Genomic DNA, 25,234 nt, shown 5'->3' on the forward strand with positions numbered 1-25,234 from the left:
TGTATTTTTTATAGCCTTTTCTGCTACAAAATTTCTCATGAAATTTCTTTGAATGGATACAAAACCTTAAAGGTTTTTGGAACACACCCATACTCTACTTTAAATAATTTATTGAAATAGGAAACATTGTTGTAACCAACAGAATAGGCAATCTCTGACACATTTGCCTCTTCATTTTCTGACAGCAATCGCGCCGCCTCTGTGAGGCGTAGCTTGTTCAAGTAGGCACTAAAGGTGAGACCCAATTCATCTTTTAGTATGTCGTTAATTTTTGTTCGATTTACCCCCAAGGCTGTCGCAGCCATTTCCAGACTCAACTCGGGGTTAGCATACTCTGTTGCCATGTATCGCAATACTGCACTTTTTTCTTTATCTTTTTGCGGCTCAATCGATAGTTTTTTATAAGCCATTAATGGCTGATCCAACCTCACCTTTTCACGAATATCCACTTTCAATACTGCAACGTACTGGCGCAATAAAAAAATGAGACATACAACCCATAAAAATACGACGCCTATCACAGCACTGTACACACAACCAAAATCATTACCGAGTAATTTCACATCCGTTAATTTTACATAGGAAGACGTATCGAGCGGGCTTTGCAGCGAGTTCACCCAAGCGAATCCCATGGTTTTATCGAGCCTATAGCCTGTATCACTGTGCTCAAAGCCATAGCGCCCCAGCCACCAATAAGGAGTATCCAGTTCATCAAACCGAATGTTTACCGTGGCCCAATGGCTATCGCACGAAAACGCTGTTGATGACACACGACGCGTCACCGCATTATTGATATCGGTGACTTTGTCATCGAAACTGAATAGTACGAATAGCAGGACATTCTTGGGGTCGCACAGGATTTTAAACGACACACTGCTGTATTTCGTTAAATCAACCAACCTGTAGGGCTGTATGGAATCGATAAAAGCAATAGTGAAGTGCGCATAGGGAAAGGGCTTGTCGGGGTCGAGGAAGAACTCATACTCAAACGCACCGACATCATTGCGTAATGTCACCTGTGTTTTGCCCACAGGCGATTGCGGCTCTATATCAGATGCCCATAAATAATTGTCGTCGCGCGCGGGGAATAGCGATGCCGTTAAATTGGATTTGGTGTATCCAAGATACAAAATTGCGCCGGACACCATGATAAGCGCAACAAATATAGCGATGGCATTTCTATAAAACTTCAGCATAGTTAACCGCGGCCATTAAGTTTAAGCAAATTACCCGGCGGCTATGTCACACAGCCGCTGCGACTTAACAGTGTTTCACCACATAACCATCAGATGTGCCTGAGCCACACCCTAATAGCGATTAGATGTAAAAACACAGTCATGGGAATCAATGCAATTAAACCAGAATATTTTTATTATGCTGACCAAATACTATAAAACCAATTACGATAAGGCTGGAACAAACGCGCAAAATCACTGACAGGGACGCATAGGAGCCAGACATACTTTTTATTATTGAGCTGTTGAATATCACAACAGTCGTCATGATTGCGCGAACATCATGTCACATCGCCTGCCTCATAAGCAACGGCAGAAGTCAAACAAATAGCATCATCACATAAATGCAATTTTTGACGACAGAGTGGCGATGCAAATCATCTATTGAACCAGGGATAAAACCTTTTCCACATCGATACCAAAAATCATTACCCCCAAGGGTTCAAGTTTCTGCTCGCTATACAAGGGCACGCTCAAATGCAACTGAAAGCGTTTGGTGGATTCATCGTAACTAATATTGCCAAAGCTAATAGTGTTTGCCGGTTTGCCATAGACATTGATGAACTTTTCTTCATCGCCCTGCCAATAGTCCGATGTCATGTCGCTGATCGCGACATTCAAACCGCGGTTATCGGTGACTATGACTTCCGTAATCATATCCTGTGACTGCTTTTTGATTTCACGCAGCTCGGCAGACATAGGCTGATCCACCAAACCGATTGAATAGCCATAGTCATTTTCTGCAAAGGCGCGCATCCACTTTTTATCCCGCGCATTAATTTCTTGCTGACTTAAGCCATGTGTCTTTTTATTGGCGGCAATAAGCATAGGTTCCAGGTTGGGCAGGCGTTTCCAGCGCTCTATTTTACGCCCCAGCAATTCCTGAATCTGCAGTCGCTCATAATCGGTAACGGCAAAGCTCACAGTGGAGCAACGGGTAATTTGCTGGTTAAAGGCCAATAAGAAGCCTGGATTCTGATTGAGGAACTGCTCGTTAAAATAAACGCCCAAGGGGACATAACGAAAAAAGCGCGATTGGAAGTGGTTGATATCCAGCTTCAGTTCTTTAGCGGCCTGCATAAAGTGTTCACGATCGGCCAGGATCACATCGATGCGCTTTGATTGCAGCAGCTTGATTAACTGGGGCAAGTTGTTGCCAGTCATCTCTACCTTATACCCGGCCTCGGCAAGCCAGGTTTCCTGCTGGCTCCCCAAAATGGAACCCAGTTTGTAGCCCTCACGCCAGGATTCGGGGGCAATGGTATCGGTGCGCCAAAACCAGTACCAATTCTCCAGCACCAAGGGCGATGACAAGACCGCATAAGGGTCAATCTGACGCATGGGAATCGCGGTAAAGAAACCATCGATGCGATTGCTTTTGACATCCTGATAGGCACGGCGCCAAGGCATGATCTGTACGGAGTAATCGCGCTGCATTTGTTTGAAGATGCATTGCAGGTGTGGCAGTAAGGTCTGCTCGTAAGCCGTTGCGGGGTCAGCACTGTAAGCAGATGAAATATTGGTCGCAAGGTTAACCGTGGTATTGGCGGGCTCAGCCTGATTGGCACTGCTGTGCGCCGTGCACAAGGTCGCGAAGATCAATACCCATAAAGACACACAGCGCATATCGGTGCTCCTTCCTGATTAACTCGTCAACTAACCCGCTTGAGTATAGGCCCGATACGCCTGTTTGCACGCCAGCGCAAATAGGTGCTGCGAGCAGCGGTCATTACGCTTGTCGCGCAGGCAGGTAAACAGGTTACAATGCGCCCAACATTTTGTATTAAGTTACCGATTATGAAGAAAGAGTATATTTGGCCAGTTGTCGGGCTCGGCGCCGTTATCTTTTCTGTCTACTTGCTGTACCACCAGTTAAAAGGCATTTCTTACGATGATATTGTCAACAGCCTGCAAGCGATTCCGCTCAATGGCTGGCTGTTAGCCGCTCTGGCGACTGTAGGAGCCTATGTCGCTCTTGCCGGTTATGATCGCATCGCCTTGTTACACCTGCGCAAAAAGATCTCCTGGCGCTTCATTACCATCGCTTCTTTTACTGCCTATGCCATAGGACACAACCTCGGCGCCTCGGTGTTTTCCGGTGGTGTTGTGCGTTATCGGGCTTATTCTTCACAAGGCTTAAGTGGCGCAGATGTCGGTATTTTGGTCGCTTTTTGCTCATTCACCTTTGCACTGGGCAGCATTTTATTAGGTGGCATTGTGCTGGTGATTCAGCCCTCCATGCTGAACCGTTTCAATGAAGACCTGCCAACATGGGTTGGACTGGGTGCCGGCATTGGCATGCTGACACTGGTCGCCTTGTATGTGCTGGGCAGTGTGCTTAAATTTCGCGCGTTGAAAATCCGCCACTTCACTCTGGAATATCCGGCAATACCCGTCGTATGGCGCCAGTTGTTGATAGGACCACTAGAGCTCTTGGCCGCCGCGGCCATCATTTATTTTGCCCTCCCCGCCGACAGTAACCCTGGGTACCTGTTAGTGCTGGGAATCTTCCTGGCCTCTTTTTCGGCGGCATTGATTTCCCATGCGCCTGGAGGATTGGGTGTGTTGGAGGTTTTATTCCTGCTGGCCCTGCCCGATGTTAATCCAGCCGATGTGGTCGCGGCCCTGCTAGTATTCCGTTTGTTTTATCTACTGATTCCCTTTGCGGTTTCACTGGTTTTTGTTGTGTTGTTTGAGCATGACCAGTGGATCAATCGGTTCCGAAACCGCAGCAAACACACGGATCAATCCTAACTACCGGTTTGTCACCAACCGATAGGCATTGAATGGATTCAGGTTGGTGACCACTGGTCAAGGAAATCGGCTGCGAACACAGCCTCCACTTCCTTGGCCAATCGCTCAATAGATATTTCACGTTGCTGATTAATATCCACCACTTCTGCCTTGGTCACACCAGCCCAGAGCAAAAGTTGCTGCAATGTCTCGGGCCGGTCAAATAGGCCGTGCAGGTAGGTTCCTATAATAGCCTTGTCCTGGCTTATCGCCCCATCCGGCACCAGCCCATCGGCGTTCTGGAAATAACAGGCAGGTTGCAGCAGCGCATCGCCGCTACTTATCCCCGTGTGAATTTCATAACCGACAACCGGCGTGTTTTTATCCCATAAGAACCCGTGACGCTGCAGCAATATTTTGTCGCGTTGTAATTGGGTATGCATGGAAAAATAGCCCAAACCGCTGGAACTCCCCGGCGCAGACTCTACACCCTCCGGGTCATGAATCTGCTCGCCCAACATTTGAAAACCACCGCAAATCCCCAACAGCTTGCCGCCATAGCGCAGGTGCGTCTGAATCGCACTTTCCCAACCTTGGGCCCGTACAAAATCCAGATCGGCACGGGTATTTTTACTGCCAGGAATAATCAATAAATCGCAAGGAGGAACCTGCTGATTAGGGCCAACCCAGTGAAAATTAATCTGCGGATGCAGTCGCAGCGGATCAAAATCCGTGTGATTGGAAATACGCGGCAACGCCAGTACTGCAACATTTAACAACGCATCGGCGTTGGATGATGATGAGGTGGTTAAAGCGTCTTCCGCATCCAGATACAGGCCTTGCAAATAAGGGATCACGCCCAGCACCGGCTTACCGGTTTTTTGTTCAAGCCAGTCCAGGCCCGATTGCAATAAACTGATGTCACCACGAAAGCGATTAATCACAAAACCCACAACACGTTTACGTTCAGACTCACTCAGCAATTCCAGCGTCCCTACCAAATGGGCAAACACACCACCGCGATCAATATCGGCAATTAAAATAACCGGGCAATCCACCGCCTCCGCAAAACCCATGTTGGCAATATCGCGCTCGCGCAAATTAATTTCAGCCGGACTGCCAGCGCCTTCCACCACAATCACATTGTACTGCTGTTGCAAGCGCGCAAAGGAATCCAGCACATAACCCATGGCTTCAGTTTTGTAATGGTGATAAACCGCAGCATCCATATCGGTAATTGCCCGACCTTGCACAATAATTTGTGCGCGGGTATCGCTGGTGGGTTTAATCAGGATCGGATTCATGTCTGTATGGGGTTCAAGCCCGGCAGCTTGTGCCTGCAATGCCTGGGCACGCCCGATTTCACCGCCATCAACCGTCACCGCAGAATTCAATGCCATATTCTGGGGCTTAAACGGTGCCACTGATATACCGCGATTTTTCAAAATACGACAAAGCGCTGCCACCAGAGTGGATTTACCTGCATCAGATGTGGTGCCTTGTACCATTAGTGTTTTGCCAAGTGGCATAGGTTCAGCCTGTAAAAAAAATGAAAAAAGACGTCTTATCCACTCGCGGAAAAAGAAACCGAATTGCACCCTCAGTGTCATTGGTGCATAGTTTGTGCGCGACGGGATATTCGCTGTCGCCTTCCAACACCTAGGTGGTTCAATCTTGAAACTCTCGCGCACGTTGATTAATGGAATTTCCTTATTAGCTGCGATGGCAGCCTTTTACATGGTGTGGCGGGAAATAACAACCTATCAGGTAACCTGGGCTACCGTTGGTGAAATTGTTGCAGATTTTTCATCATCCAGCTTGCTGTTAGCTTTTGCCGCCACCATCATGGGTTATCTGGTACTCGCCACCTATGACCTGTTGGCCATTCATCACTTGCAATACAAAATTGCATGGCATAAAACACTCTTAGCCAGTTTCCTGGGATTCGCCATCAGTAATAATGCGGGCCATGCGATTATCACCGGTGGTGCCGTGCGTTTTCGATTTTATTCAAGCTGGGGATTGGATACTGCCGCAATTGGAAAAATTATTATTTTCTCCAGTGCCACCTACTTATTAGGCGCCGCTACTTTATTGTGTGCCGCTTATTTTTTTGCTCCGCAAGAGGAGTTACATAACCCGCAACTCTTGGGCGGCCACCTATCCTGGCTCATTGGAAGTGTCGCACTCTTACTGGCGATTTATTGGTTGCTGATCCTCAGCGGACGGCATCAACTGCGCTGGAAAAAAATTAATATTAGCCTACCGCCTGCGCCTATTTCCGCACTGCAAACCATTGCCGGCATTTGCGATTTGGTATTTGCAGGCTTGGTGCTCTATTGCTTGTTACAACCCGCAACACAAATGCACTTTATGTGGTTTTTTACCCTGTATATTCTTGCGCAACTAACAGGGCTTTTTAGTCAGGTCCCCGGCGGGATAGGTATTTTTGAAAGCGCTTTTTTATTCCTGGTGGGCGACAACTACAATCACCAAATTATTTTGATTGCATTGCTAACCTACAGACTGATGTATTTTCTACTACCACTGGTGATTGCGCTTCTTATTTTTCTATTTACGCAGCGAAAAACGTTCATGCACCATTGGCAGACATTACCGGGAGTGATTCAACTACAAAACACCGTCAAAACACTCAGCATTTTTTTGCATAAACGTTTACCACTTTTGCTATCCCTGTTGACGCTGGGCGCTGGCAGTATTCTATTGTTTTCAGGCAGCACACCGGACTTACCTGAACGGCTACATACCCTTCGTCACATTATTAATCTCCCGCTTATTGAAGCATCACACTTACTGGGCAGCGTGATTGGCGTGTTCCTGTTGATACTCGCACGTGCCATTTTATTGCGGATCAATGCCGCCTACCCCTTAACATTGTTACTGCTCGCAGCCGGTATTGTGCTGTCGCTAACAAAGGGGTTGGATTATGAAGAAGCATTATTTTTAACTGTGCTGTTCCTGCTATTTATTCCATGCAAGCCTTACTTTTACCGCAAATCCAATTTGGGTGCACATTTGCTTACACCGGGTTGGATAGCATTAATCATCAGCATTATTATATTCAGTATTGTAATTGGCTTTATGGCCTACAAAGAAGTGAATTACGCCCATGAGCTGTGGTGGCAATTTGAGCAGGACGCCAATGCATCGCGCTTTTTACGCGCAACATTACTCATCAGTATTATCGCTTGCGGAACATTATTGCATTACCTTTTATCCCGCGGACAATATAAACCACAACTCCCCTCTCCCGAAGAAATTGCTGAAGCCTATGCAATTATCAACACACAAAAGAATACCGAACACTATATTAGCCTGAGTGCTGACAAGTATCTTTTCTGGAGTGAAAACCGCGATAGTTTTATTGCCTATATAACAACGCCCAAATACTGGATTGCACTCAATGATCCCTGCGGTAATAAATCCACCTTTAAAAGCCTGGCCAAGGCGTTTCGCTCTCGCGCTGATTTACACGGCGCAAAGCCGGTGTTCTACCGTATTACCACTGAACACCTACCACTCTACGTTGACCTCGGCCTCAACCTGGTAAAACTTGGCGAAGAGGCTCATGTGGATTTAAGCAACTTTACGCTAAAAGGAAATGCCTGGACCTCATTTCGCAACACCATCAATAAAATAAACAAAGAGGGCTTTACCTTCAGGATAATTCCCGCTGCAGCATGTGCAGATCACCTCGCTGCGCTGCAACAGGTTTCTGACCAATGGCTTGCACACAAAAAAACCCGGGAAAAAGGCTTTTCGCTGGGATTCTTTGACAAACACTACTTGTCGCTTTTTGATATTGCTGTGGTGGAAAAAAATGATGAAATTGTTGCTTTTGCCAATGTATTGCATGGCGACCTGCCCAACGAAGTATCCATCGATTTAATGCGCTATGGCGATAAAGCGCCAAAAGGCGCAATGGATTTCTTGTTAACCAACATTATCCTTTGGGCAAAAGAACATCACTATTACACCTTCAATCTGGGCATGGCACCACTTGCCGGGTTGGATGATGATGAATTGGCACCGTTTTGGCAGCGCTTGGGTTCATCGGTATTTCGCTTGGGCAACGAATTTTATGATTTTCAGGGATTACACCACTATAAAGAAAAATTTCGCCCGCAATGGAACCCGGTTTATCTTGCACTGCCACGAGGCGGACACTTGGCACCGGTTATTTTTACCATCACCAATGCCATTTCCGGAGGAGTTAAAGGGAGCTTTTCCAAATGAAACGGGTGCTGTCATTGTTTTTATGCGTGCTTAGCCTTAGCTGTGCGGCGCAGTATCAACCAGAAACCCTGGCATGGGGTGATTTTGGTAACACCATTGTTTATAACGGCGGCACAAAGGGCGTTGAGTTATTGTTAACTGACAATCAACATCAACCCCAAGCCAAACTATTTGCCGAACAATTAAGCCAGCAGGGAAACCTGAGCGCTGTATTAAATATGGATAGTTATCTCACTGCTCTTGAGCGGCGACATGCCACCTGTTTTGATGCAGCAACACCACTGTCTGTCTATGCGCAAGATCTGCAACAACGCCATCGTTTCCCGCATTTTACCCAAGCCTTTATCACTGGTTTTGGTACAGCAGGACACTATTTATATGCGATGCTAAGCCAAATACCCAAAGGCATGTTTCGCGGTGCTTACAGCATCAACCTTGAAACACAATTCACCCTGCCTATTCCATTTTGCAAACCACTCCTCAACATTGCATGGGATAGTAAAACCCATAACGCCACCATTTTAGCTACCACACCGTTACAGACCCCATGGAAATTATTCAACACGACAATCTGGATTAACCAACTAATGCCACATTTTTCGCTTCTGGGCAATTGGCAACAAGATCGCCGTCAATTTGAGCAGGTACTAGCAACCAAGCAAGCGACATCTGCAGACTCAGCAATATCACAACTTCCCTTGATTGAAATCCCCATGCACTTATCATCAACAACTCCCACTTCTAATACACTTGCCATTATTATTTCTGGTGATGGAGGTTGGGCTAATATCGATAAAGACATCGCCAATGCATTAGCTAGTAAAGGAATTGCGGTGGTTGGTTGGAATTCGCTGGAATATTTTTGGGAGGAAAAAACACCCGACATTGCTGGAAAGGATTTACAAGGTGTTATTAACCATTACCTGAATGCCTGGAAAAAAACAAAGCTGATTATGATTGGTTTTTCTATGGGGGCAGACGTTATGCCCTTTATGGTGAACCGTTTAGATAAGGACACCCAGGCCAATATTCTGAGTGTGAATTTACTAAATCCATCCACTAGCGTGGACTTTGTCTTTCACCTCAGCGGCTGGCTGCAAAATGACAAAGAGGCAAGCCATAAACTTTACCCGGAAGTAAAAGATTGGAAAGACTGGCCATCCAATTGCTTTTACAGTGAGACCAAAGAAAGCCTTTGCGAAAAAATTCAGGAAAATCTGGAACAAAAACCGGATAAACAACAACTCTTCTATTTACCCGGCGATCACCATTTTAATGGGAACTATCAACAACTTATCGAACTGATACTTAAAAACAGTACCGCACAGTGATTACCACTCAATTCCCTTTTGCGCTTTAACACCGGCATTAAATGCATGTTTAATTGCTTTTACCTCACTAAAGGTATCAGCGAGATCTTCCAGATATTTTTTAGCGCCGCGACCGGTGATAATCACATTTTGATTGCGCGGGCGGTTTTGGATAGCGGTAATAACCTTATCTTTATCCAGATATTTGTAATTGAGCATGTAGGTCAATTCATCCAGCAATACCAAGTGGATATCCGGGTCGCGAAAGACGTGTTCACACTCTTCCCATACTTTTTCAGCGGCAGCCTTATCTTGTTCAGCACTTTGGGTCTCCCAAGTGAAGCCTGTCCCCATCACAAAATACTCAAGTTGTGGGCTGGCACCACGAAAAACACTTTCCGTTAAAAAGTTTTTCTCACCGCATTCCCATGTGCCTTTAATAAATTGCACTATCGCGACTTTGTAACCGTGCCCGAGGCAGCGCAAGGCCGTTCCAAAACCGGACGAACTTTTCCCTTTACCATCACCGGTTAACACAATCACTACACCGCGCTCTTCATCTGCACGCGCAATCGCCGCATCGACAATTTCTTTGCGCTGCTGCATGCGTTCTTGATGGCGCTTGGCTTTGTCGTTGCTATCGGTCTGGTTATCGGTCATGGCAATTCTCTTTAATTAAACAAGGGTGGGTGTTGCTTTCGCTTCACCCACCTTACTGTACTTAGAAGCGATAGGTAATACTGGCTTCGTAGTTACGTTCTGGTTGTGGGTATTGTCCCCAGGTCGAGTGATAACCTGCATACAATTCATTGGTAATATTATTGATACGGCCACTCACTTCCAATTGACGATAAGTATAAACCGCCGCCAAATTGAATACGGTTAGAGGTGCAAGCATGCTACTGCTGTTGTTCTCATCACCTGATTTGTAACGTGAACCGGTATAAATACTTTCCAAAGAAAAGGTTAAGGGGGTAATTGGTGTGAATAATACCGTTACTGCCGCCGAATTTTCGGCAATAAATGGGACTTTCTTACCTTTATAAGTACCATCAATGACTTCCGCGTCGGTATAGGTGTAATTAAAACGCAACGCCAGCTCATCACTCAAACGAGTGTCGGCATCCAGTGTAAGCCCCTGACGCTCTGAATCAGGCAAGTTAATATTAGCCCCGTTATAAAACTGATTGTTGGGAACAAATGGATCGTAAACGATCTCATCATTTAATGTCATATGATAAAGCGCATAAGAAACCTGTGATTTCTCACCTTGCCATTGCGTACCAAGCTCAAAGGACTCGCCTGTTTGCGGCTTCAAAAAAATGACGTTTACAGGAACCAGATTATTATCATCCGGGTTTGCAAAACGGAAACTCTCGGCAAAGCGACCAAATACTCGCCACTCATTGCTGAGCTGGTAACTTAGACCAAATTCGCTTGCCGTCAGGTCGTCTTTTTGCTGCTCTGATTGCAATTGATTTTCATCATCCACTTCTGACTGGCGCACACCTATGGTTGCAGTCAATTTCGACAAAACCGGATAAATCAACTGTGCATAATAACTACGCTGCTCTTGCGTAGAAGCAACAGGTGACCAAGCGTTATTGCTCTCATAATCACTTTCAATTTGGTCATACCCCAGAGTCGCGACCATGGGACCATTTGCAAGTGCATATTCACCGACAATACGTGGCGTTAAACTTTTTACACGCATTGAATATTGGGTAGCATTAGGCGAATACATGTATTCACCTTCTTCATTACGATCAGAATATTCCGCCTGTACCGACCAATGGGCAGACACATTTACGCCACCACCAAACCGCCAGGTATCAGTATCCTGATTACTGTAATCGTTAGGACTATTCGTTTGACGGCGATCAACTGCTGCCTGGGCATCGCTAATAGAACCCGGGGTACGCAAATCATCTTTTATTTGCTGGCCTTCAGCAAACACAAAACCGCGCTCATGATCGTAGCGCACATTCAGCAAGGCGCTTTCATAACCGGACTGGTTATTATCGCGATAGTTATCTGCATTGCGCTTTTGTCCTGACAGGCTATAGCTCACACCATTGGCAAAACCTTGACTCAGATTTACACCGTAATCTTCTAAATTATCGCTACCTGTGCGCGCAACAACTGAGCCAGTGGTTTCACCAGCCGCAGCGCGGCGTGTTATCACATTAATTACGCCACCTACGGCTTGATCGCCATAAAGCACACCCGCACTACCCTGCACAATCTCAATACGTTCAATATCGCGTACCGCAATAGCATTAATCGCAGGCGTCGCTTGGCTAGGGTTATTCAGCTTACGGCCGTCAACCAACACCAACACATTATTGGCTCCACTCAAACCACGCATGGAAATAGACACATTGCGCATGCCGCTGCCATCCATATCCGACAACTGTATGCCCGCCTGAGTGCGCAGAACCTCAGTTAATAATTTGGCACCACTTTGACGGATTTCTTCCCCGCCTATCACCTTAATCTGAGTGGCAACAGGTAAAGGGGCGGTTTCACTACGAGTAGCGCTCACATACACAGTTTCAAGCTTTTTTTCTGCTGCAACTGCAACAGGAGCAGTAATAGAAAGAATGGCAGCGCTCAGGCCACTGAGCAAAAACGCGGTAGACGGAACAGTTGATTGGCTAGACATGATTTCCTCAATCCAATGGGGATGAGGGAGGGAAAGCGGAAAATAGAGGCATGGGCTACAGACACAAGCCCAAAACACACACAGATTTCCACCGATGTTGCCCTCCGCGACATCGTGAACAAAAGGAGCTAGTGCTCCGGGTTTGAGGCTGGTATCGGACTCATCCTGCGGCATTTAAGCCGGCGTGGATTCACCGTTGCGGGGGCAGTGTCGGGATTACATCGCGCTGGTTTACGACCAGGCATGTGCACCGACTTCCCATTAACTCTGATCCCAATGCTTGCGCACTCATCAGACACCTCGGGCGCGCAAGGTAAAGGCGAGCGTCACTCAAGTCAATGAATTCCTGCTTTCTCCACACGCCTTATGACCCCAAAGCCGCCAAGATAGAAACCATTCTTTTTTCTATTTGCATTGACTTATTAAAACTCACTAGAATCTCATGCGTAAAAATATCGTAAACAACACTACAGGTCAGGACACTTAACATGCCACGCGTATTCAGCTTAAGCCCCCTCGCCGCCAGTATCGCACTGGTATTCGCCGCACCCATGACTATGGCCGCTGACACACCGAATGAGCCAAAACTCAAGGCGATGCCCACCATCCAGATTTTTGCCGCACCGGAATTATTAGAAACCACACCCGGATCCGCTGAAGTGATCGATCGCAAAAAGCTCGACCAGCTACAGCCACTCAGCACTCAGGATGCGCTGCGCAAAAGCCCCGGCATCCACGCAGTCGATACTGAAGGCTATGGTTTTTACCCGCGTATCACCATTCGCGGACTGGGCTCGGACATGAGTAAAGGCGTACTTTTGGTAGAAGATGGCTCCCCCATCGCCCTTGGCCCTTATACCGACCCGGCTACCTACTACAGCCCACCCATTGAGCGCATGGATAGTATTGAGGTGCTCAAAGGCAGCGGCGCGCTGCGCTATGGTCCATCGACCATCGGCGGTGCGATTAACTACATCACCCGCAACCCAGAAGGCTTCCGCGTAAAAGCCACTGGCGGCAGCCTGGGCTACAACAGCTTGCTGGCTGAATATGGTGGTAACTGGGATAGCACCACTGCCAGCATCAGCGCCCTGCGCAAAGAAGGTGATGGCTGGCGCGACATGCCATTTGAGGTAAACGATATTGTCGCCAAAGCAGGCACTGCTATTGGCGAGAGCCAATTTATCGGCATCAAGCTGACCCAATACAAACACGTCGCACAGCACACCTACCTCGGCCTCACCCAAAAAGAGTACGAGGAAGACTACAAACAAAACAAAGCGAAGAATGATGAAATGCAGGTAGAGCGCACCGGCGTTGACCTGAACCATGAACTGGATCTGGGCGACGGCACCAGTATCAAAACCCTGCTTTACTGGAACAATGCCGAGCGCGATTGGTGGCGGGAAGGCCACAGCCAACCCACAACAGGTGCCAACGCGGGTTATTCCGTACTCAGCGGCCAGAGCGATGGTCGCCTGCGTGAATTTACCGTGATGGGTATCGACAGTCGCTGGAGCCAGCCACATCAATTGTTTGGTTTGACCAACGAATTTGAACTCGGCCTGCGCCTGCACGATGAAGAAATGGAAAACCAACGCGTCCGTGGCCGTGCCGGTCAACCAGCCGATCACCGCGTTGACGTTACTATTAACAGCGCTGACTATAAAAATGGGGTTCGCGAAGACGATACCCGCACCGCACAAGCTATTGCCCTATTTGCGCAAAACCGTTTCCACCTGAGCGACAGCTTCACTATCACTCCCGGGGTACGGGTTGAAAAATACGAGCAAAAACGCGACATACGCGTCTGGCAATCACTCGCACCCTCTGTAGCCGAAGTGGATAACACCGAAGTAGTGCCCGGCATTGGCGCCACCTGGAAATTGAGTGCCGCTGCTACCCTGTTTGCCGGTGTGCACGAAGGATTTGCCCCTCCTCGCGTGGCGGATGCTGTGAGCAACAACGGCGATGCGGTGGATCTGGATGCCGAGCGCAGCACCAACTTTGAACTGGGTGCACGCGGCAGTTGGGGTCAGGGCCGTTATGAAGTCACCTTCTTCCGTCTGGACTTTGACAACCAACTGGTACAAGCCAGCCAATCGGGCGGCGCAGGCACGCAACTGGGCAACGCCGGTGAAACCCTGAATCAGGGCATTGAGTTGGGTGGCGACTGGATTATCGGCGGCGGTTTCAGCCTGGCCGGTAACTACACCTTCCTCGACGATGCCAAACTCACCAGCACCCGTATCATTGGCGGCATTGACCGCAACGGAAACCGTTTGACCTATGCTCCCGAGCACTTGCTCAACCTGCGCCTTGTCTATGAAGCAGCTAACTGGGGCGGCAACCTGGGTGCCTCCTACGTGAGTGAGCAGTATGCTGATTTGGAAAACACCCAAGCGGGTAGCGCCAATGGCCGCACCGGTCTACTTCCCAGCTACACCGTTTGGGATGCCAATGCCTACATCAACGCAGACGACACAGTGAAATACACCCTCGCGGTACGCAACCTGAGCGATGAAAAATACATCGCCTCCCGCGCGCCCGAAGGTATTTTCCCCGGTATTGGCCGTACCCTTGAGATTGGGGTAGACATCAAGTTCTAACTACCAAAAAGCCACCCTTGCGGTGGCTTTTTGGTTTTTGCGCGGTGCGCGCCTTAAGGCACAGCAGATTTCCTCTGAACGCTGTGCCTTTTTCGTCGCTGTTAATTCCTTAGTAACGCCAGGTAATAGAGCCAGTTACATTGCGCGGAGCGCCATAATTAGCCTGGCCCCATTGCGGGCTGAGAAGGTATTTTTCATCACCCAGATTATTCAGGTTCAAGGCTAAGGCCAGGTTTGTGGTCAGCTCATAACGGGCAAAGAGATCAACCAGCGCGTAAGTACCTTGGACTTGGGTGTCGCCATAATAAATTTCATTCTGCCAATTAATGCTTGCACCCAGGCGCAACTCCGGGAGGGCTGCGAGGTTATAGGCAGTGGCCACTTTAAATTGTCGGGTTGGGATAAAGCGGCGTGTGTCATCGCCATTTTCATCCTTAACCTTGACCTGAGTGTAACCAGCACTGATATTCAAACCAGAAAACACTTCACCAGCCAATTCCACTTCAAACCCGTCGCTGTCAAAGCCAACACCGCGATAAATGTTTAAACCGGATGCAGTATCACGGGCAACCCATTCGCCGAAGTTGTCCTGACTGGATTCAAACATAGCCAGTGTGAGTACCGCATTACCGGCAAACACTTCCTGCTTAACACCGATTTCCGCGCTCTCTCCACGTACCGCACCCAGCGGCAACAAATCAGCATCAACCCAGGTTTGGGGGTTAAAGACTTCGCTATAGCTGGTATAGAGCATGGTGCCCGGAAGAATTTCATAGGTGATGCCTGCATAAGGAACGGTTTCCTTGTCGGATGCTACCTGCGGTGCGCCATAGCTGATCCCATCCTGCTCGATATCAACCGTGCGTGCCCCCAGAAGAACAGAAAGTGCGTCCGTGAGGCTGAGGCGAGTGGATACGTAATAAGAATCCTGCGTCTGATCAATGAGTGTAGATTGTGTCGCCGCGTCGTATACATCGAATACTGGCAGTGCTGTTTTCCCCTCGGCCCAATCTGCACCTATCGGAGCATAGTTCCATTCATTGTTATACACAGAACGACCGGTCAGTTTGATATCCGCCGTATTAATACCCGCGACCAACTCATGCTCTTGCCCCCAGAGTGAAAAAGAGCCGTTCACAAAAAGATCGACAATTTCCTCTTTATCAGCAGCTTCGTAGAAACTGGCCTTTGCCCGCAAACCTTCTTCTGTAATCGGGTCCGGGGCGCCCGACAAGTAAAGTGATGGCCACTCACTGTCCAGGTCATTGCGCGTAAAAATGGCTTTCGCCATCCAGTTTGTGCCCAACTCTTGTTCCAACTCAACGAAGGTGCGGGTTTGCTTCACATCCTGATAAGCCCATTTCGGTGCCGTGTTGGTGGACACATCATAATCCGTCAGAGCGCCACCCTCGTAAAACAACGGCAAGGCACCGGATGAGTTTGCATCGCTATGGCTGTCATTAACGCTGTGACCCAAGGCGAATCGCGTGGTCTCCGTTATTGAGCCGTCGATAATGCCGTAGAAAACCGTCAGCTCTTTGCTGTAGCGATCCAGGTAGGAATCCCCATCTTGCTTGGCGAGAACCAAACGCCCCTTGAGCTTGTCCGCAATGATTGGCCCGGAAATATCGCCATCTATACGGTATTGATTCCAACTACCCGCAGAGCCAGTGACCGATGCTTGCACGTTTTCCGTCGGACGTTTGCGCAAATAGTTAATGGTGGCCGAGGGATTAGCGAGGCCAGTGATCAAGCCGGTAGCGCCTTTGACGACTTCCACCTGCTCGTAAATCGCCGTGTCGTCATGGCCATGGCCCAAGCCATAAGAAAAGGGAACCCCCACCCCATCGTATTGAAAGTTAACAATGTCAAAACCGCGCGCCGTGTAGTAAGTACGACCGGTTTCCACCTGCTCAACCGTAACGCCGGGGACCTGGGCTAACAGGGAGTTAATCTCCCGCAGGGAAAAGTCTTCAATCTGGTCACGGGAAATCACCGACACCACTTGCGGCGTTTCCAGCACCGTCAGGTTCAACTTGGTCGCGGTTTTGGTTTTCTCCGCCTCGCCATACACATAAACGGTTTCAATCTCGCCCTTACTGGAACTCTTACTTGATACTGTTGGTTGCTGATTCATTTGTGCATGGGCATTGCTGCCCCAAACAACACCTGCAACCGACAAGGCTAAAACACCACGCGACAATTTATGCATACCCACTTCCCCAATGATCCTTGTTTCAGGCCAAACCGCCTTGAAAATACAAGAGTGACGTTTAAATGGATGCAATCCTAATTCCGCTGCAAATAAGAATCAATATCACAAAATTAATTATTCAGTGTCACCCAATACTGCATAGGTAATGGTTTTATTCACGCCTTAAGTTGCCCCATCAAATTGTTATAGTATAACATCACCAAAAATTTGGATGGCTTGGCGCCTGTTGCGCTTGAGTCGCAGTGCTTTCTGATGTTGGTGAGGATGTGATGACGATGAAAAAATCCCTTTTGTGGCTGGCAATTGCCGCCGTAAGTGCGCCGGTGTTGGCGCAAGTAGAAGGTGTGGTGCGCGACCCGGCGGGTATGCCGATTGCCGGCGCGACAATCGAGGTGGTGGGTACCAATATCCGTACCACAGCCAATGAACGCGGTGAATTTCAACTCCCGCAGGTAACGGACAAACACGTTGAGCTGCATGTGCGTGCACCGGACTACACCCACAGAACCCTGCATGTGCATGAAGGCGACGGCCCCGTCGAACTGGTACTCAGCAGCACCACGCTGGAAATTGTGAATGTGGTGGGCCTGCCCTGGCATGCCTCCAATATGGAGTCGGCCCAGCCAGTCAATGTGCTCAGCGGCGATGCATTGCGTGAGCGTCAGGCATCCACGCTGGGAGAAACCCTGAAGCATGAAGTGGGTGTGCATTCCAGTTACTACGGCCCGGTTGCCAGCAGCCCGATTATTCGCGGCCTGGAAGGCCCTCGTGTACTCGTGACTCAAAATGGCTTGGATGCTGGCGATGCTTCCCGCGTGGGCCCGGACCATGCGGTTGCAGCAGAGGCATCCACAGCGCGCCAAATTGAAATCCTGCGCGGCCCTGCAACACTCTTCTACGGTAGCGGCGCGATTGGCGGTGTAGTGAATGTGGTGGATGACCGCGTCCCCCAATCCACGGACACTAACGGTGAATGGCGCCTGCAGCAGGATTCTGTCGCTGACGACAAATTGGTCTCTGCCAGTGGCAACACAGGTATAGGCAGCATGGGTTTGCATTTGGATGGTTTCTGGCGCGAAGCCGATAACTACAAAATCCCCGGTGCTGCCGAAATCGAAACCGAAGAGCATGAAGCAGACCACGACGCGCAGAGCAGCAATCGCCTCGCCAATTCCTGGAGCGAAGGCAAGGGTTTTAATATCGGCGCCAGTCAGGTTATGGATGAAGGGTTTGTCGGCCTGTCCTACGGTTTGTTGGATCGCCAGTATGGCATTCCCGGTCATGGCCACGGCGGCGATGAAGAAGTCGATGTTTATGCCGATGTCAAACAACATCGCATTCAATTTTTAAGCGAACTGAATCTGGATCACGATTTTTTCAGTGCCAGTAACACCCGCTTTGGCTTTACCGATTACGAGCACAGCGAAATCGAAAACGGTGAAGTCGGCACCACCTTCCGCAATGAAACTGCGGAAGCGCGTTGGGAATTATTCCATCACCCCATCGCAGAATGGCGCGGCGCCTTGAGCCTGCACTATAAACACAGCGACTTTGAAGCCATTGGCGAAGAAGCGTTCACCCCACCCAGCCAAACCAGAACACTTGCCCTTGGATTAATGGAAGAGCGCCACTTTGGTGATGTATTAGTGCAATTAGGTGCACGTATCGAGCAGGTAAAAATTACTGCCGATAATTTCCAGGTCGACCTTGACGAACACGATCATGCCGACGACGAACACACCGAAGAATACCTCCGCGTGTTTTCGATAGACCATGAATCAACCCCCTTCAGCGCCTCTGCCGGTGTGGTATGGGATTTCACGCCCGGCTACAACATTGGCCTCTCCTACACCCATGCCGAACGCACACCATCGGCTGCTGAATTATTGTCCTTTGGTCCGCATATTGGCTCAGGCTTGTATGAAGTGGGAGCGCTGTTACAACTGGTAGAAGATGAAGACGGCGAATTCCATTTTGATTTGGCTCGCCACGATCTGGAATTGGAAACCTCCAACAACATCGATATTTCCCTGCGTAAATTTGAAGGCGATTTTGGTTTCATCCTCAACGCGTTTTACAACCGTATCGACAATTATTATTACCTTGCCGAAACCGGTTTAACGCGTGAGAGCGGGCATGATCACGATCATGGCGACGAGGAAGACGCTCACGGCCACAGCAGTGAATTACCGGTATTTATTTATCAAGCACGCGATGCAGAACTCTATGGCTTTGAAACCGAATTTGTATGGCAACTGAGTGCTCCTTTCAAACTCAGCCTCACCAGCGATTACATACGCGCACAACTTGTGGATGGTGGCGATTTACCGCGCATCCCACCGCTGCGTGTTGGCGCGCGCGCGGAATATGAAACAGGTAACTGGCGCGCGGAATTAAGTGGCCAGCACTATTTTGAACAAGACAACATCGGTGCATTTGAAACCAGTACCGACGCTTACACCCTGCTGGATGCCCAAATCAGTTACGCGCTCAATGACGGGCTAAAAATTTACCTCAAAGGCAACAACCTCACTGACGAATACGCCCGTGTACACGCCTCATTCCTCAAGGAAAAGGCCCCATTGCCCGCACGTTCATTTGCGCTGGGAATTAGCGGCAGCTTTTAATCGGCTGCCTGTTTAACAATGAATTGAAACGAAACGCTATTGGAAAGGTAAACAACAATGTTGAAGAAAAATATCCCGTTCAGTCTCACACTGATTCTTATCGCCTCACTGCTCAGCGCCTGTGGTGGTGGCGATACAAAAATTGTTGAACGCGACCCGGTACCGATTGATCACGACCATGATCACGACGATGACCACGATCATGACGATGAACTCACTCAGGGCCGCTTGTTAATCAGCGCTCAAAACCAGGCAAAAATCAGTATTTTTGATATTAAGGACAAAGCGCTGCTGGAAGAGTTTACGCTGACAGAATCCGCCAGCGCCGTTTATGCAAGCCCGTCCTATCGTTACGGTTATGTGATTCAACGCACCGCTGACCGCGTCAATGTTATTGATAGTGGACTGTCGCAAGAAGATCACGGCGACCATAAAGATGATGTGATTGCAGCGCCCCTGTGGATGAGTTTTAGCGCCACCAATTCACGTCCGACACACTTTACCGGCAACACCACTCAATCCGTCATTTTTTATGACGGCAATGCAGCCACCACCACAGCGGCGAGTGTTGGCGTGTATACCGAGAGTGACATTGCCAACAATACGGCGGGCACTCGCCTGGAATACACCACACACATGCACGGTGCCGCACAAGGGCGTGGTGACTATTTAATTTCCACTGTACGCGATGCTGCAACCACCAGCACCCTGCCCGACCGCGTTGCGCTATACAAAGCAAACGCCGGTTTTTTCACTGAACAAACCGTCTTTACTGAAACCTGCCCCGGTTTACATGGCAGTGCACAAAATGAAAACCAAATCGCGTTTGGCTGTACTGACGGTGTATTGGTAATTACCCAAAATGGTGATGCCTTCACTGCTGAAAAAATTGCTAACCCTGCAAACTTTGACACAACCAAACGTGTTGGCACACTGCTGGGAAGCGATGATGTAATGGAATTTGTCGGCATAGCCGCTGGCGAATTTTATGCAGTGAATACCAGTACCAATCAACTCACTGCGATCAACTGGATAGACGCCAATACCTCACCCGCACCGAGTGCATTAGCCTATGGCTTTGCCGATAGCGGTGAATTATTTGTGATACTGGATAGTCAAGGCTGGTTAACACTGTTAAATACCAACGACTGGTCGGTAAAAAGTCGAATCCAAGCCGTTACCAGCAACATCGCTGCACTGCCCAGTGGCAGCCGCTTTGAGCTGGCACTGACACCGGGTCACATAGCCTATGTGAGTGATCCTATCGCCAACCAAATCAAGGCCATTGATTTGGATGAAGGCACCGTAAGCACCAGCTTGCAATTGAATTTTGTACCCAACAAATTCACCTGGCTTGGCATCGCTGACCCACAGGGCAGTCATCACTGATATTGGTTAGTCAGGAGCGGGGCAAACATCCTCTCAAGAAAGGGTCGTCAATGATGAATTGACGACCCTTTTTTATCGCCAATCCTTAATTAAGCATAAACCGCTTTTCCCGACTCTCGCCGACTGCGAAGTTCAGATAGCATATCCCGCTCAGTCAGATTCGTCGCCCATGCAGGACGTAGTTGGTAGTGTGGCTGGTCGACAATTGTCTTCCAGTTCCCACCCCACTCTAGCCCTATCTCTGTACCCAATATTCCCACGGCCTTATATTTGGGTGAATCCCCTAAATATTTGCTACCTTCAAAAACACCTATATCAAATGCGATACCAAAATTGTGATTAGAGTAACCGCCACGTGCATTGGTTACCTTGTTGCCAGGAGCAGTACGCCCTTGGGCATAAAGTGCATTTTGCTCGTCATAGGTACGCAAGCCACTGATTACCTTAATGGTAATAGCATTCGCCGCCGCTTTGTGTACCAACGCCCGCGCATAAGATTGAACCTCAGGCAACAGAGTTGAAATAATCTTTTCGCTACGCGAATCAACCAAATCGGTTACCGCTGTTGCAATTATTTTAGTGTTAGCAGGTTTGCAAATCTTTCTGTAAATGGCCCCCCAGGTTTCAGGACCAGCCTTACCATCTACCCCTATACCCAATTCGGTCTGTATCGCTGTAATCATTTCATCAATACGCATTCCCATCTCCTTGTCTTAGCCTGTTAGTCATGACGAAAGAACCGCCCAAAATATGCAGCGCTCACGCCAACTATTTAGATCACAGCGAACGGGGTCAGGTAAATGCCTGCATTAGCACAAATTTGCATGTGAAAAACGGCTGATAGGAATGAATTATTGCATTGAGGGAAATGTGTACTACAACTGTAAAAGGCTATTGGTAATTATTACGCCAACAACAGTGTCCTATAGCTATGCTAAATAGCCCCTCCATTTTCACCTCACAGGTTTAAGACGGAATTTACAATGATGACTCTATCCACTGGTTTAATAAAAGTTACCCGCTTCACCATGCTGTTAGCACTACTCTCTGCCATTCTCAGCAGTTGCTCTTCCATCAAATACCGCGAAATGCAAGCTGCATCTCCTGAGCTTAAAGGGCTAAAAACCTACCATTGGGAACGACCTGCACTCGATGCAGCCAGTGGTGCCAATGCACAGCAGTTTGATGCAACCTTCCGCGCGGAAATCGATAAAGGAATGGCCATCAAAGGTTATGTGTATTCAGCAGATAATGCGCAATTATTATTGGATTATCGTATTGCGGTGGTCACTCGCCCTGGAATAGAGGAGCCCAACTACGGCCCACATTGGATACGCGATGACACAGGCAATTTCCGCTTTACCGGCTGGGAAGATCCGCAGGGTGCCAGCAACTTGCTTGAACATGGCATTATCACAATCAGTATGCGCGCAACACGCACCGAACACTTATTATGGGAAGGTGGTGCCAGTAAACTGCTGACCTCTGGTGTCGAACAAACCAACCCCGTCAGCGCAGCAAAAACAGCAGCCAGTGTATTACTGCATCGAATTCCAGCACCGCGCTAAATGCGCGACAACTTGATCAATCAGCCTACTAAAACACAGGAGCCTGTATATGTTTAGAGGAATTCATTCGCGTCATCTTGTCATTGCATTACTATGCAGTATTGCACTGCCCGCTGCAGCGAGTAATTTTGGGTTCATGAAAAACACCTTACCCAGCCAGCTGTCCGATAGCGAAATGCAGCAATTAAAAACAGAAATCAATCGCGTACTGGAAGAAAATCCCGATAAAAAAATCACGCAGTGGCAGGCACCTGAAGCCAAAGTGAATGTAAAAATCCTTCCCAAGCTCAGCTACACTGAAGCCGGAAATCCCTGTCGCCGCACGTTATTACATTTCTCGGCACCACAAAAAAATCCAGAGAACTACGGCTTTACCATTTGCAAAAACACGGAAAATAAATGGCACATTACACAATCTCGCTTGCAAACCCTAAGCGATACCGATATCACCCTGATTGAAACTCATTCTCTGCAAGCGTTAAATGACAACAACATAGGCACGCCAGTTACCTGGTTTAATGCCAAATCCAAAATTAACGGGACAGTGGTACTGGTTGGTGCAGCCAGAAAAAATCAGCAGCACTGTAAAACCATTGCCATCAGCTTGTTTGATGCCGATGGCACATCCTTGGAGGGGCAATATTTATTGTGCAAAACCGATAGCGGCTGGAAACAAGAGGGCAGCGTTAACAAGTAATAAAAACTCCAACCAAAGCTCTGATAAAAATCGGAGCTTCGGTTGATTGTTGCCAGCAATAAAACAGAACACATATGAACATAAAACAGCAGGTTAACGACATGTAATTATTTTCACGCAAAGAATTCGATCATGACTTTACTCACAAGATTTAGCCAATCAGGAAAACATTTATGCGTTGGCATATTAGCAGCTTGCCTAATAAGCTGCTCCGAGCCATCTCCCCCCACCTCAATAAAAGCGGCAGATAGCATCTATTTCGGCGGCACCATTATTACCCTCAACGACACCCAACCTAAGGCCGAAGCCATTGCAGTTGAAGACGGAAAAATTATTGCCGTTGGCAACTATGTCGATATAGAAAGATCACACAAAAGCGCGCAGACACAGTTGATTGATTTACACGGAAAAACGCTGGTACCAGGGTTTATTGACGGTCACTCGCATTTTAGTGAAGTGGGCACACAAACCGTATTGGCTAACCTGCTCCCGCCACCGGATGGATCGGCAAAAAACATCGCCGATTTGCAAAAAACCATGCGCGATTTTATTGCGACATCACCTATTGTAAAAAAGCACGGCGTTGCTATCGGCATGAACTATGACGATTCACAACTTGCCGAACACCGCCACCCCACACGCCACGATTTAGATGCAATTTCTACCGAATTACCCATTATGGTCACACACCAATCCGGGCATTTTGGTGCGCTCAATAGTAAAGCGCTGGAACAAGTCGGCATTACTGCCGCCAGTGTTGCACCTGATGGCGGGGTCATCCGGCGCGAAGCGGATGGCAAAACGCCCAATGGGGTACTCGAAGAAAATGCATTTTTTAGCGTGGTTTATAAAATATTTCCAGCATTCACTCCTGATGAAATTGCCGCGCAGCTTCAGGCCTCTGAAAAGATTTATCTAGCAAATGGCTTCACTACCATTCAGGATGGAAAAACCACCAAAGATAATTTAAAACTATTAATGGCTATGTCAGAAGCAGGGACACTCAAGGCAGATGTAGTTTCCTATCCCGATATTGTGACCTTTGGTGATGATCCCCTACTACAAAGCCCACTAATGTCACGCCACTATAAAAATCATTTACGCATGGGCGGCGTAAAATTAACATTGGATGGTTCACCACAAGGTAAAACCGGTTGGTTTACCGTACCTTATTTTAAAGTGCCGGAAGGTCAGCCTGAAACCTATGCGGGCTACCCGGCCTTTAGCGATGAAAAATTAAACGAATGGATACTGCTGGCTTATAAAAACAATTGGCAAGTCCTTGGACATTGCAGTGGTGATGCAGCGGTTGAACAATTTATCAATGCAGTGCGTAACGCGCAAAAAATCTATCCCGGCACCAATCATCGTCCGGTTATTATTCATGGCCATTTTATTCGCGCCGATCAAGTCCCTGCGATTAAAGAGCTCGGCATTTTCGTTTCGGCCTTTCCGTTACATACATTTAATTGGGGTGACTGGCACCGCGAGTCCGTTGTGGGGCCAGAGCGGGCTGAGAACATTTCACCGACAGGATGGTTTTTGACACAGGATGTTCCATTCAGCATCCATTCCGATGCCCCGGTCATTTTCCCCGACTCCATGCAATTAATTGGAACAGCGGTAAATCGCACTACACGCAGTGGTTATGTATTGGGCGCTGAACATCGCCTTGAACCATTGGCAGCGCTTAAAGCCATGACATTATCTGCTGCCTATCAGCATTTTGAAGAAGCCACCAAGGGTTCCATTGAAGTTGGAAAACTGGCTGATTTTGTTGTACTCGCCGAAAACCCGCTAACCAAAACCCGTGCAAACTTAAAGCAAATAAGGGTTCTGGAAACGATCAAAGAAGGAAAAAGTGTTTATCGCTCAACAGAGTATGAAAAATAAAAATGCTTTTAGATTTTAATCTGCCTTCCCTTGGCG

16 protein-coding genes and 1 riboswitch are annotated in these 25,234 nt (G+C 48.2%); of the genes, 9 read left to right on the forward strand and 7 right to left on the reverse strand.

Annotated features, from left to right (window positions below; genetic code table 11):
• Window positions 1-35 precede the first annotated feature (35 nt).
• Complete coding sequence (locus B0D95_RS08230) at window positions 36-1,196, reverse strand: AraC family transcriptional regulator (protein ID WP_078043450.1); 1,161 nt, start codon at window positions 1,194-1,196, stop codon at window positions 36-38.
• A 420-nt stretch (window positions 1,197-1,616) separates the two neighbouring features.
• Window positions 1,617-2,861, reverse strand: coding sequence for an ABC transporter substrate-binding protein (locus B0D95_RS08235; protein ID WP_078043451.1), 1,245 nt, complete (start codon window positions 2,859-2,861; stop codon window positions 1,617-1,619).
• A gap of 171 nt (window positions 2,862-3,032) precedes the next feature.
• Between B0D95_RS08235 and B0D95_RS08240 the strand changes: the two genes are divergently transcribed.
• A complete protein-coding gene (locus tag B0D95_RS08240) occupies window positions 3,033-3,989 on the forward strand; it encodes a lysylphosphatidylglycerol synthase domain-containing protein (protein WP_078045676.1) in 957 nt (318 codons plus the stop codon).
• A 38-nt stretch (window positions 3,990-4,027) separates the two neighbouring features.
• Here the strand turns inward: B0D95_RS08240 and B0D95_RS08245 are convergent, their stop codons facing one another.
• Window positions 4,028-5,497 (reverse strand): cobyric acid synthase, encoded by a 1,470-nt coding sequence (locus B0D95_RS08245; protein ID WP_246841757.1) that lies wholly within the window; start codon window positions 5,495-5,497, stop codon window positions 4,028-4,030.
• 145 nt (window positions 5,498-5,642) lie between these two features.
• Here B0D95_RS08245 and mprF point away from each other — a divergent pair, with 145 nt between their 5' ends.
• Entirely contained in the window at window positions 5,643-8,225 is a 2,583-nt protein-coding gene (mprF, locus tag B0D95_RS08250) for a bifunctional lysylphosphatidylglycerol flippase/synthetase MprF (protein ID WP_149867886.1), read from the forward strand.
• A complete protein-coding gene (locus tag B0D95_RS08255) occupies window positions 8,222-9,556 on the forward strand; it encodes an AcvB/VirJ family lysyl-phosphatidylglycerol hydrolase (protein WP_078043453.1) in 1,335 nt (444 codons plus the stop codon). Before mprF ends, B0D95_RS08255 begins: the two co-directional genes overlap by 4 nt.
• Here the strand turns inward: B0D95_RS08255 and cobO are convergent, their stop codons facing one another.
• Both cobO and B0D95_RS08265 read right to left on the reverse strand, forming a co-directional pair.
• On the reverse strand, window positions 9,557-10,195 hold the full coding sequence (gene cobO / locus B0D95_RS08260; protein WP_078043454.1) for a cob(I)yrinic acid a,c-diamide adenosyltransferase: 639 nt from the start codon (window positions 10,193-10,195) through the stop codon (window positions 9,557-9,559). It abuts the gene before it with no gap.
• A gap of 61 nt (window positions 10,196-10,256) precedes the next feature.
• Window positions 10,257-12,200 (reverse strand): TonB-dependent receptor, encoded by a 1,944-nt coding sequence (locus tag B0D95_RS08265; RefSeq protein WP_078043455.1) that lies wholly within the window; start codon window positions 12,198-12,200, stop codon window positions 10,257-10,259.
• A 128-nt stretch (window positions 12,201-12,328) separates the two neighbouring features.
• A riboswitch (cobalamin riboswitch) is annotated at window positions 12,329-12,518 on the reverse strand.
• 170 nt (window positions 12,519-12,688) lie between these two features.
• Between B0D95_RS08265 and B0D95_RS08270 the strand changes: the two genes are divergently transcribed.
• Window positions 12,689-14,809, forward strand: coding sequence for a TonB-dependent siderophore receptor (locus B0D95_RS08270; RefSeq protein ID WP_078043456.1), 2,121 nt, complete (start codon window positions 12,689-12,691; stop codon window positions 14,807-14,809).
• A gap of 109 nt (window positions 14,810-14,918) precedes the next feature.
• Here B0D95_RS08270 and B0D95_RS08275 read toward each other — a convergent pair whose 3' ends face one another.
• Entirely contained in the window at window positions 14,919-17,021 is a 2,103-nt protein-coding gene (locus B0D95_RS08275) for a TonB-dependent siderophore receptor (RefSeq protein ID WP_078043457.1), read from the reverse strand.
• A 278-nt stretch (window positions 17,022-17,299) separates the two neighbouring features.
• Between B0D95_RS08275 and B0D95_RS08280 the strand changes: the two genes are divergently transcribed.
• Window positions 17,300-19,651: a TonB-dependent receptor gene (locus B0D95_RS08280; RefSeq protein ID WP_078043458.1), complete on the forward strand. Its 2,352-nt coding sequence runs from the start codon at window positions 17,300-17,302 to the stop codon at window positions 19,649-19,651.
• Window positions 19,652-19,708: 57 nt separating this feature from the next.
• Window positions 19,709-21,040: a hypothetical protein gene (locus B0D95_RS08285; protein WP_078043459.1), complete on the forward strand. Its 1,332-nt coding sequence runs from the start codon at window positions 19,709-19,711 to the stop codon at window positions 21,038-21,040.
• 89 nt (window positions 21,041-21,129) lie between these two features.
• On the opposite strand, the gene B0D95_RS08290 is transcribed toward B0D95_RS08285, so the two are convergent.
• Entirely contained in the window at window positions 21,130-21,738 is a 609-nt protein-coding gene (locus B0D95_RS08290; RefSeq protein WP_078043460.1) for a M15 family metallopeptidase, read from the reverse strand.
• 285 nt (window positions 21,739-22,023) lie between these two features.
• On the opposite strand from B0D95_RS08290, the gene B0D95_RS08295 reads away from it, so the two are divergent.
• From B0D95_RS08295 to B0D95_RS08305, 3 genes are all read left to right on the forward strand, one after another.
• Window positions 22,024-22,608 carry a DUF4136 domain-containing protein gene (locus B0D95_RS08295; RefSeq protein ID WP_078043461.1) on the forward strand — a complete coding sequence of 195 codons (585 nt, stop codon included), beginning with the start codon at window positions 22,024-22,026 and terminating at the stop codon, window positions 22,606-22,608.
• 49 nt (window positions 22,609-22,657) lie between these two features.
• Window positions 22,658-23,305 carry a hypothetical protein gene (locus B0D95_RS08300; RefSeq protein ID WP_078043462.1) on the forward strand — a complete coding sequence of 216 codons (648 nt, stop codon included), beginning with the start codon at window positions 22,658-22,660 and terminating at the stop codon, window positions 23,303-23,305.
• A gap of 132 nt (window positions 23,306-23,437) precedes the next feature.
• Window positions 23,438-25,198 carry an amidohydrolase gene (locus tag B0D95_RS08305; RefSeq protein ID WP_078043463.1) on the forward strand — a complete coding sequence of 587 codons (1,761 nt, stop codon included), beginning with the start codon at window positions 23,438-23,440 and terminating at the stop codon, window positions 25,196-25,198.
• The last annotated feature ends 36 nt before the right edge of the window (window positions 25,199-25,234 follow it).

It is taken from the genome of Cellvibrio sp. PSBB023 (assembly GCF_002007605.1).
In the GTDB taxonomy this organism is placed as follows: Bacteria; Pseudomonadota; Gammaproteobacteria; order Pseudomonadales; family Cellvibrionaceae; genus Cellvibrio.

Bases quoted from the DNA above. Each gene is read 5' to 3' on its own strand.
- B0D95_RS08230 (WP_078043450.1), bottom strand. From the start codon at position 1,196: ATGCTGAAGTTTTATAGAAATGCCATCGCTATATTTGTTGCGCTTATC.
- B0D95_RS08255 (WP_078043453.1), top strand. From the start codon at position 8,222: ATGAAACGGGTGCTGTCATTGTTTTTATGCGTGCTTAGCCTTAGCTGT.
- B0D95_RS08245 (WP_246841757.1), bottom strand. From the start codon at position 5,497: ATGCCACTTGGCAAAACACTAATGGTACAAGGCACCACATCTGATGCA.
- B0D95_RS08285 (WP_078043459.1), top strand. From the start codon at position 19,709: ATGTTGAAGAAAAATATCCCGTTCAGTCTCACACTGATTCTTATCGCC.
- B0D95_RS08240 (WP_078045676.1), top strand. From the start codon at position 3,033: ATGAAGAAAGAGTATATTTGGCCAGTTGTCGGGCTCGGCGCCGTTATC.
- B0D95_RS08270 (WP_078043456.1), top strand. From the start codon at position 12,689: ATGCCACGCGTATTCAGCTTAAGCCCCCTCGCCGCCAGTATCGCACTG.
- B0D95_RS08275 (WP_078043457.1), bottom strand. From the start codon at position 17,021: ATGCATAAATTGTCGCGTGGTGTTTTAGCCTTGTCGGTTGCAGGTGTT.
- B0D95_RS08265 (WP_078043455.1), bottom strand. From the start codon at position 12,200: ATGTCTAGCCAATCAACTGTTCCGTCTACCGCGTTTTTGCTCAGTGGC.
- B0D95_RS08280 (WP_078043458.1), top strand. From the start codon at position 17,300: ATGAAAAAATCCCTTTTGTGGCTGGCAATTGCCGCCGTAAGTGCGCCG.
- B0D95_RS08300 (WP_078043462.1), top strand. From the start codon at position 22,658: ATGTTTAGAGGAATTCATTCGCGTCATCTTGTCATTGCATTACTATGC.
- B0D95_RS08305 (WP_078043463.1), top strand. From the start codon at position 23,438: ATGACTTTACTCACAAGATTTAGCCAATCAGGAAAACATTTATGCGTT.
- B0D95_RS08290 (WP_078043460.1), bottom strand. From the start codon at position 21,738: ATGCGTATTGATGAAATGATTACAGCGATACAGACCGAATTGGGTATA.
- B0D95_RS08295 (WP_078043461.1), top strand. From the start codon at position 22,024: ATGATGACTCTATCCACTGGTTTAATAAAAGTTACCCGCTTCACCATG.
- B0D95_RS08235 (WP_078043451.1), bottom strand. From the start codon at position 2,861: ATGCGCTGTGTGTCTTTATGGGTATTGATCTTCGCGACCTTGTGCACG.
- cobO (WP_078043454.1), bottom strand. From the start codon at position 10,195: ATGACCGATAACCAGACCGATAGCAACGACAAAGCCAAGCGCCATCAA.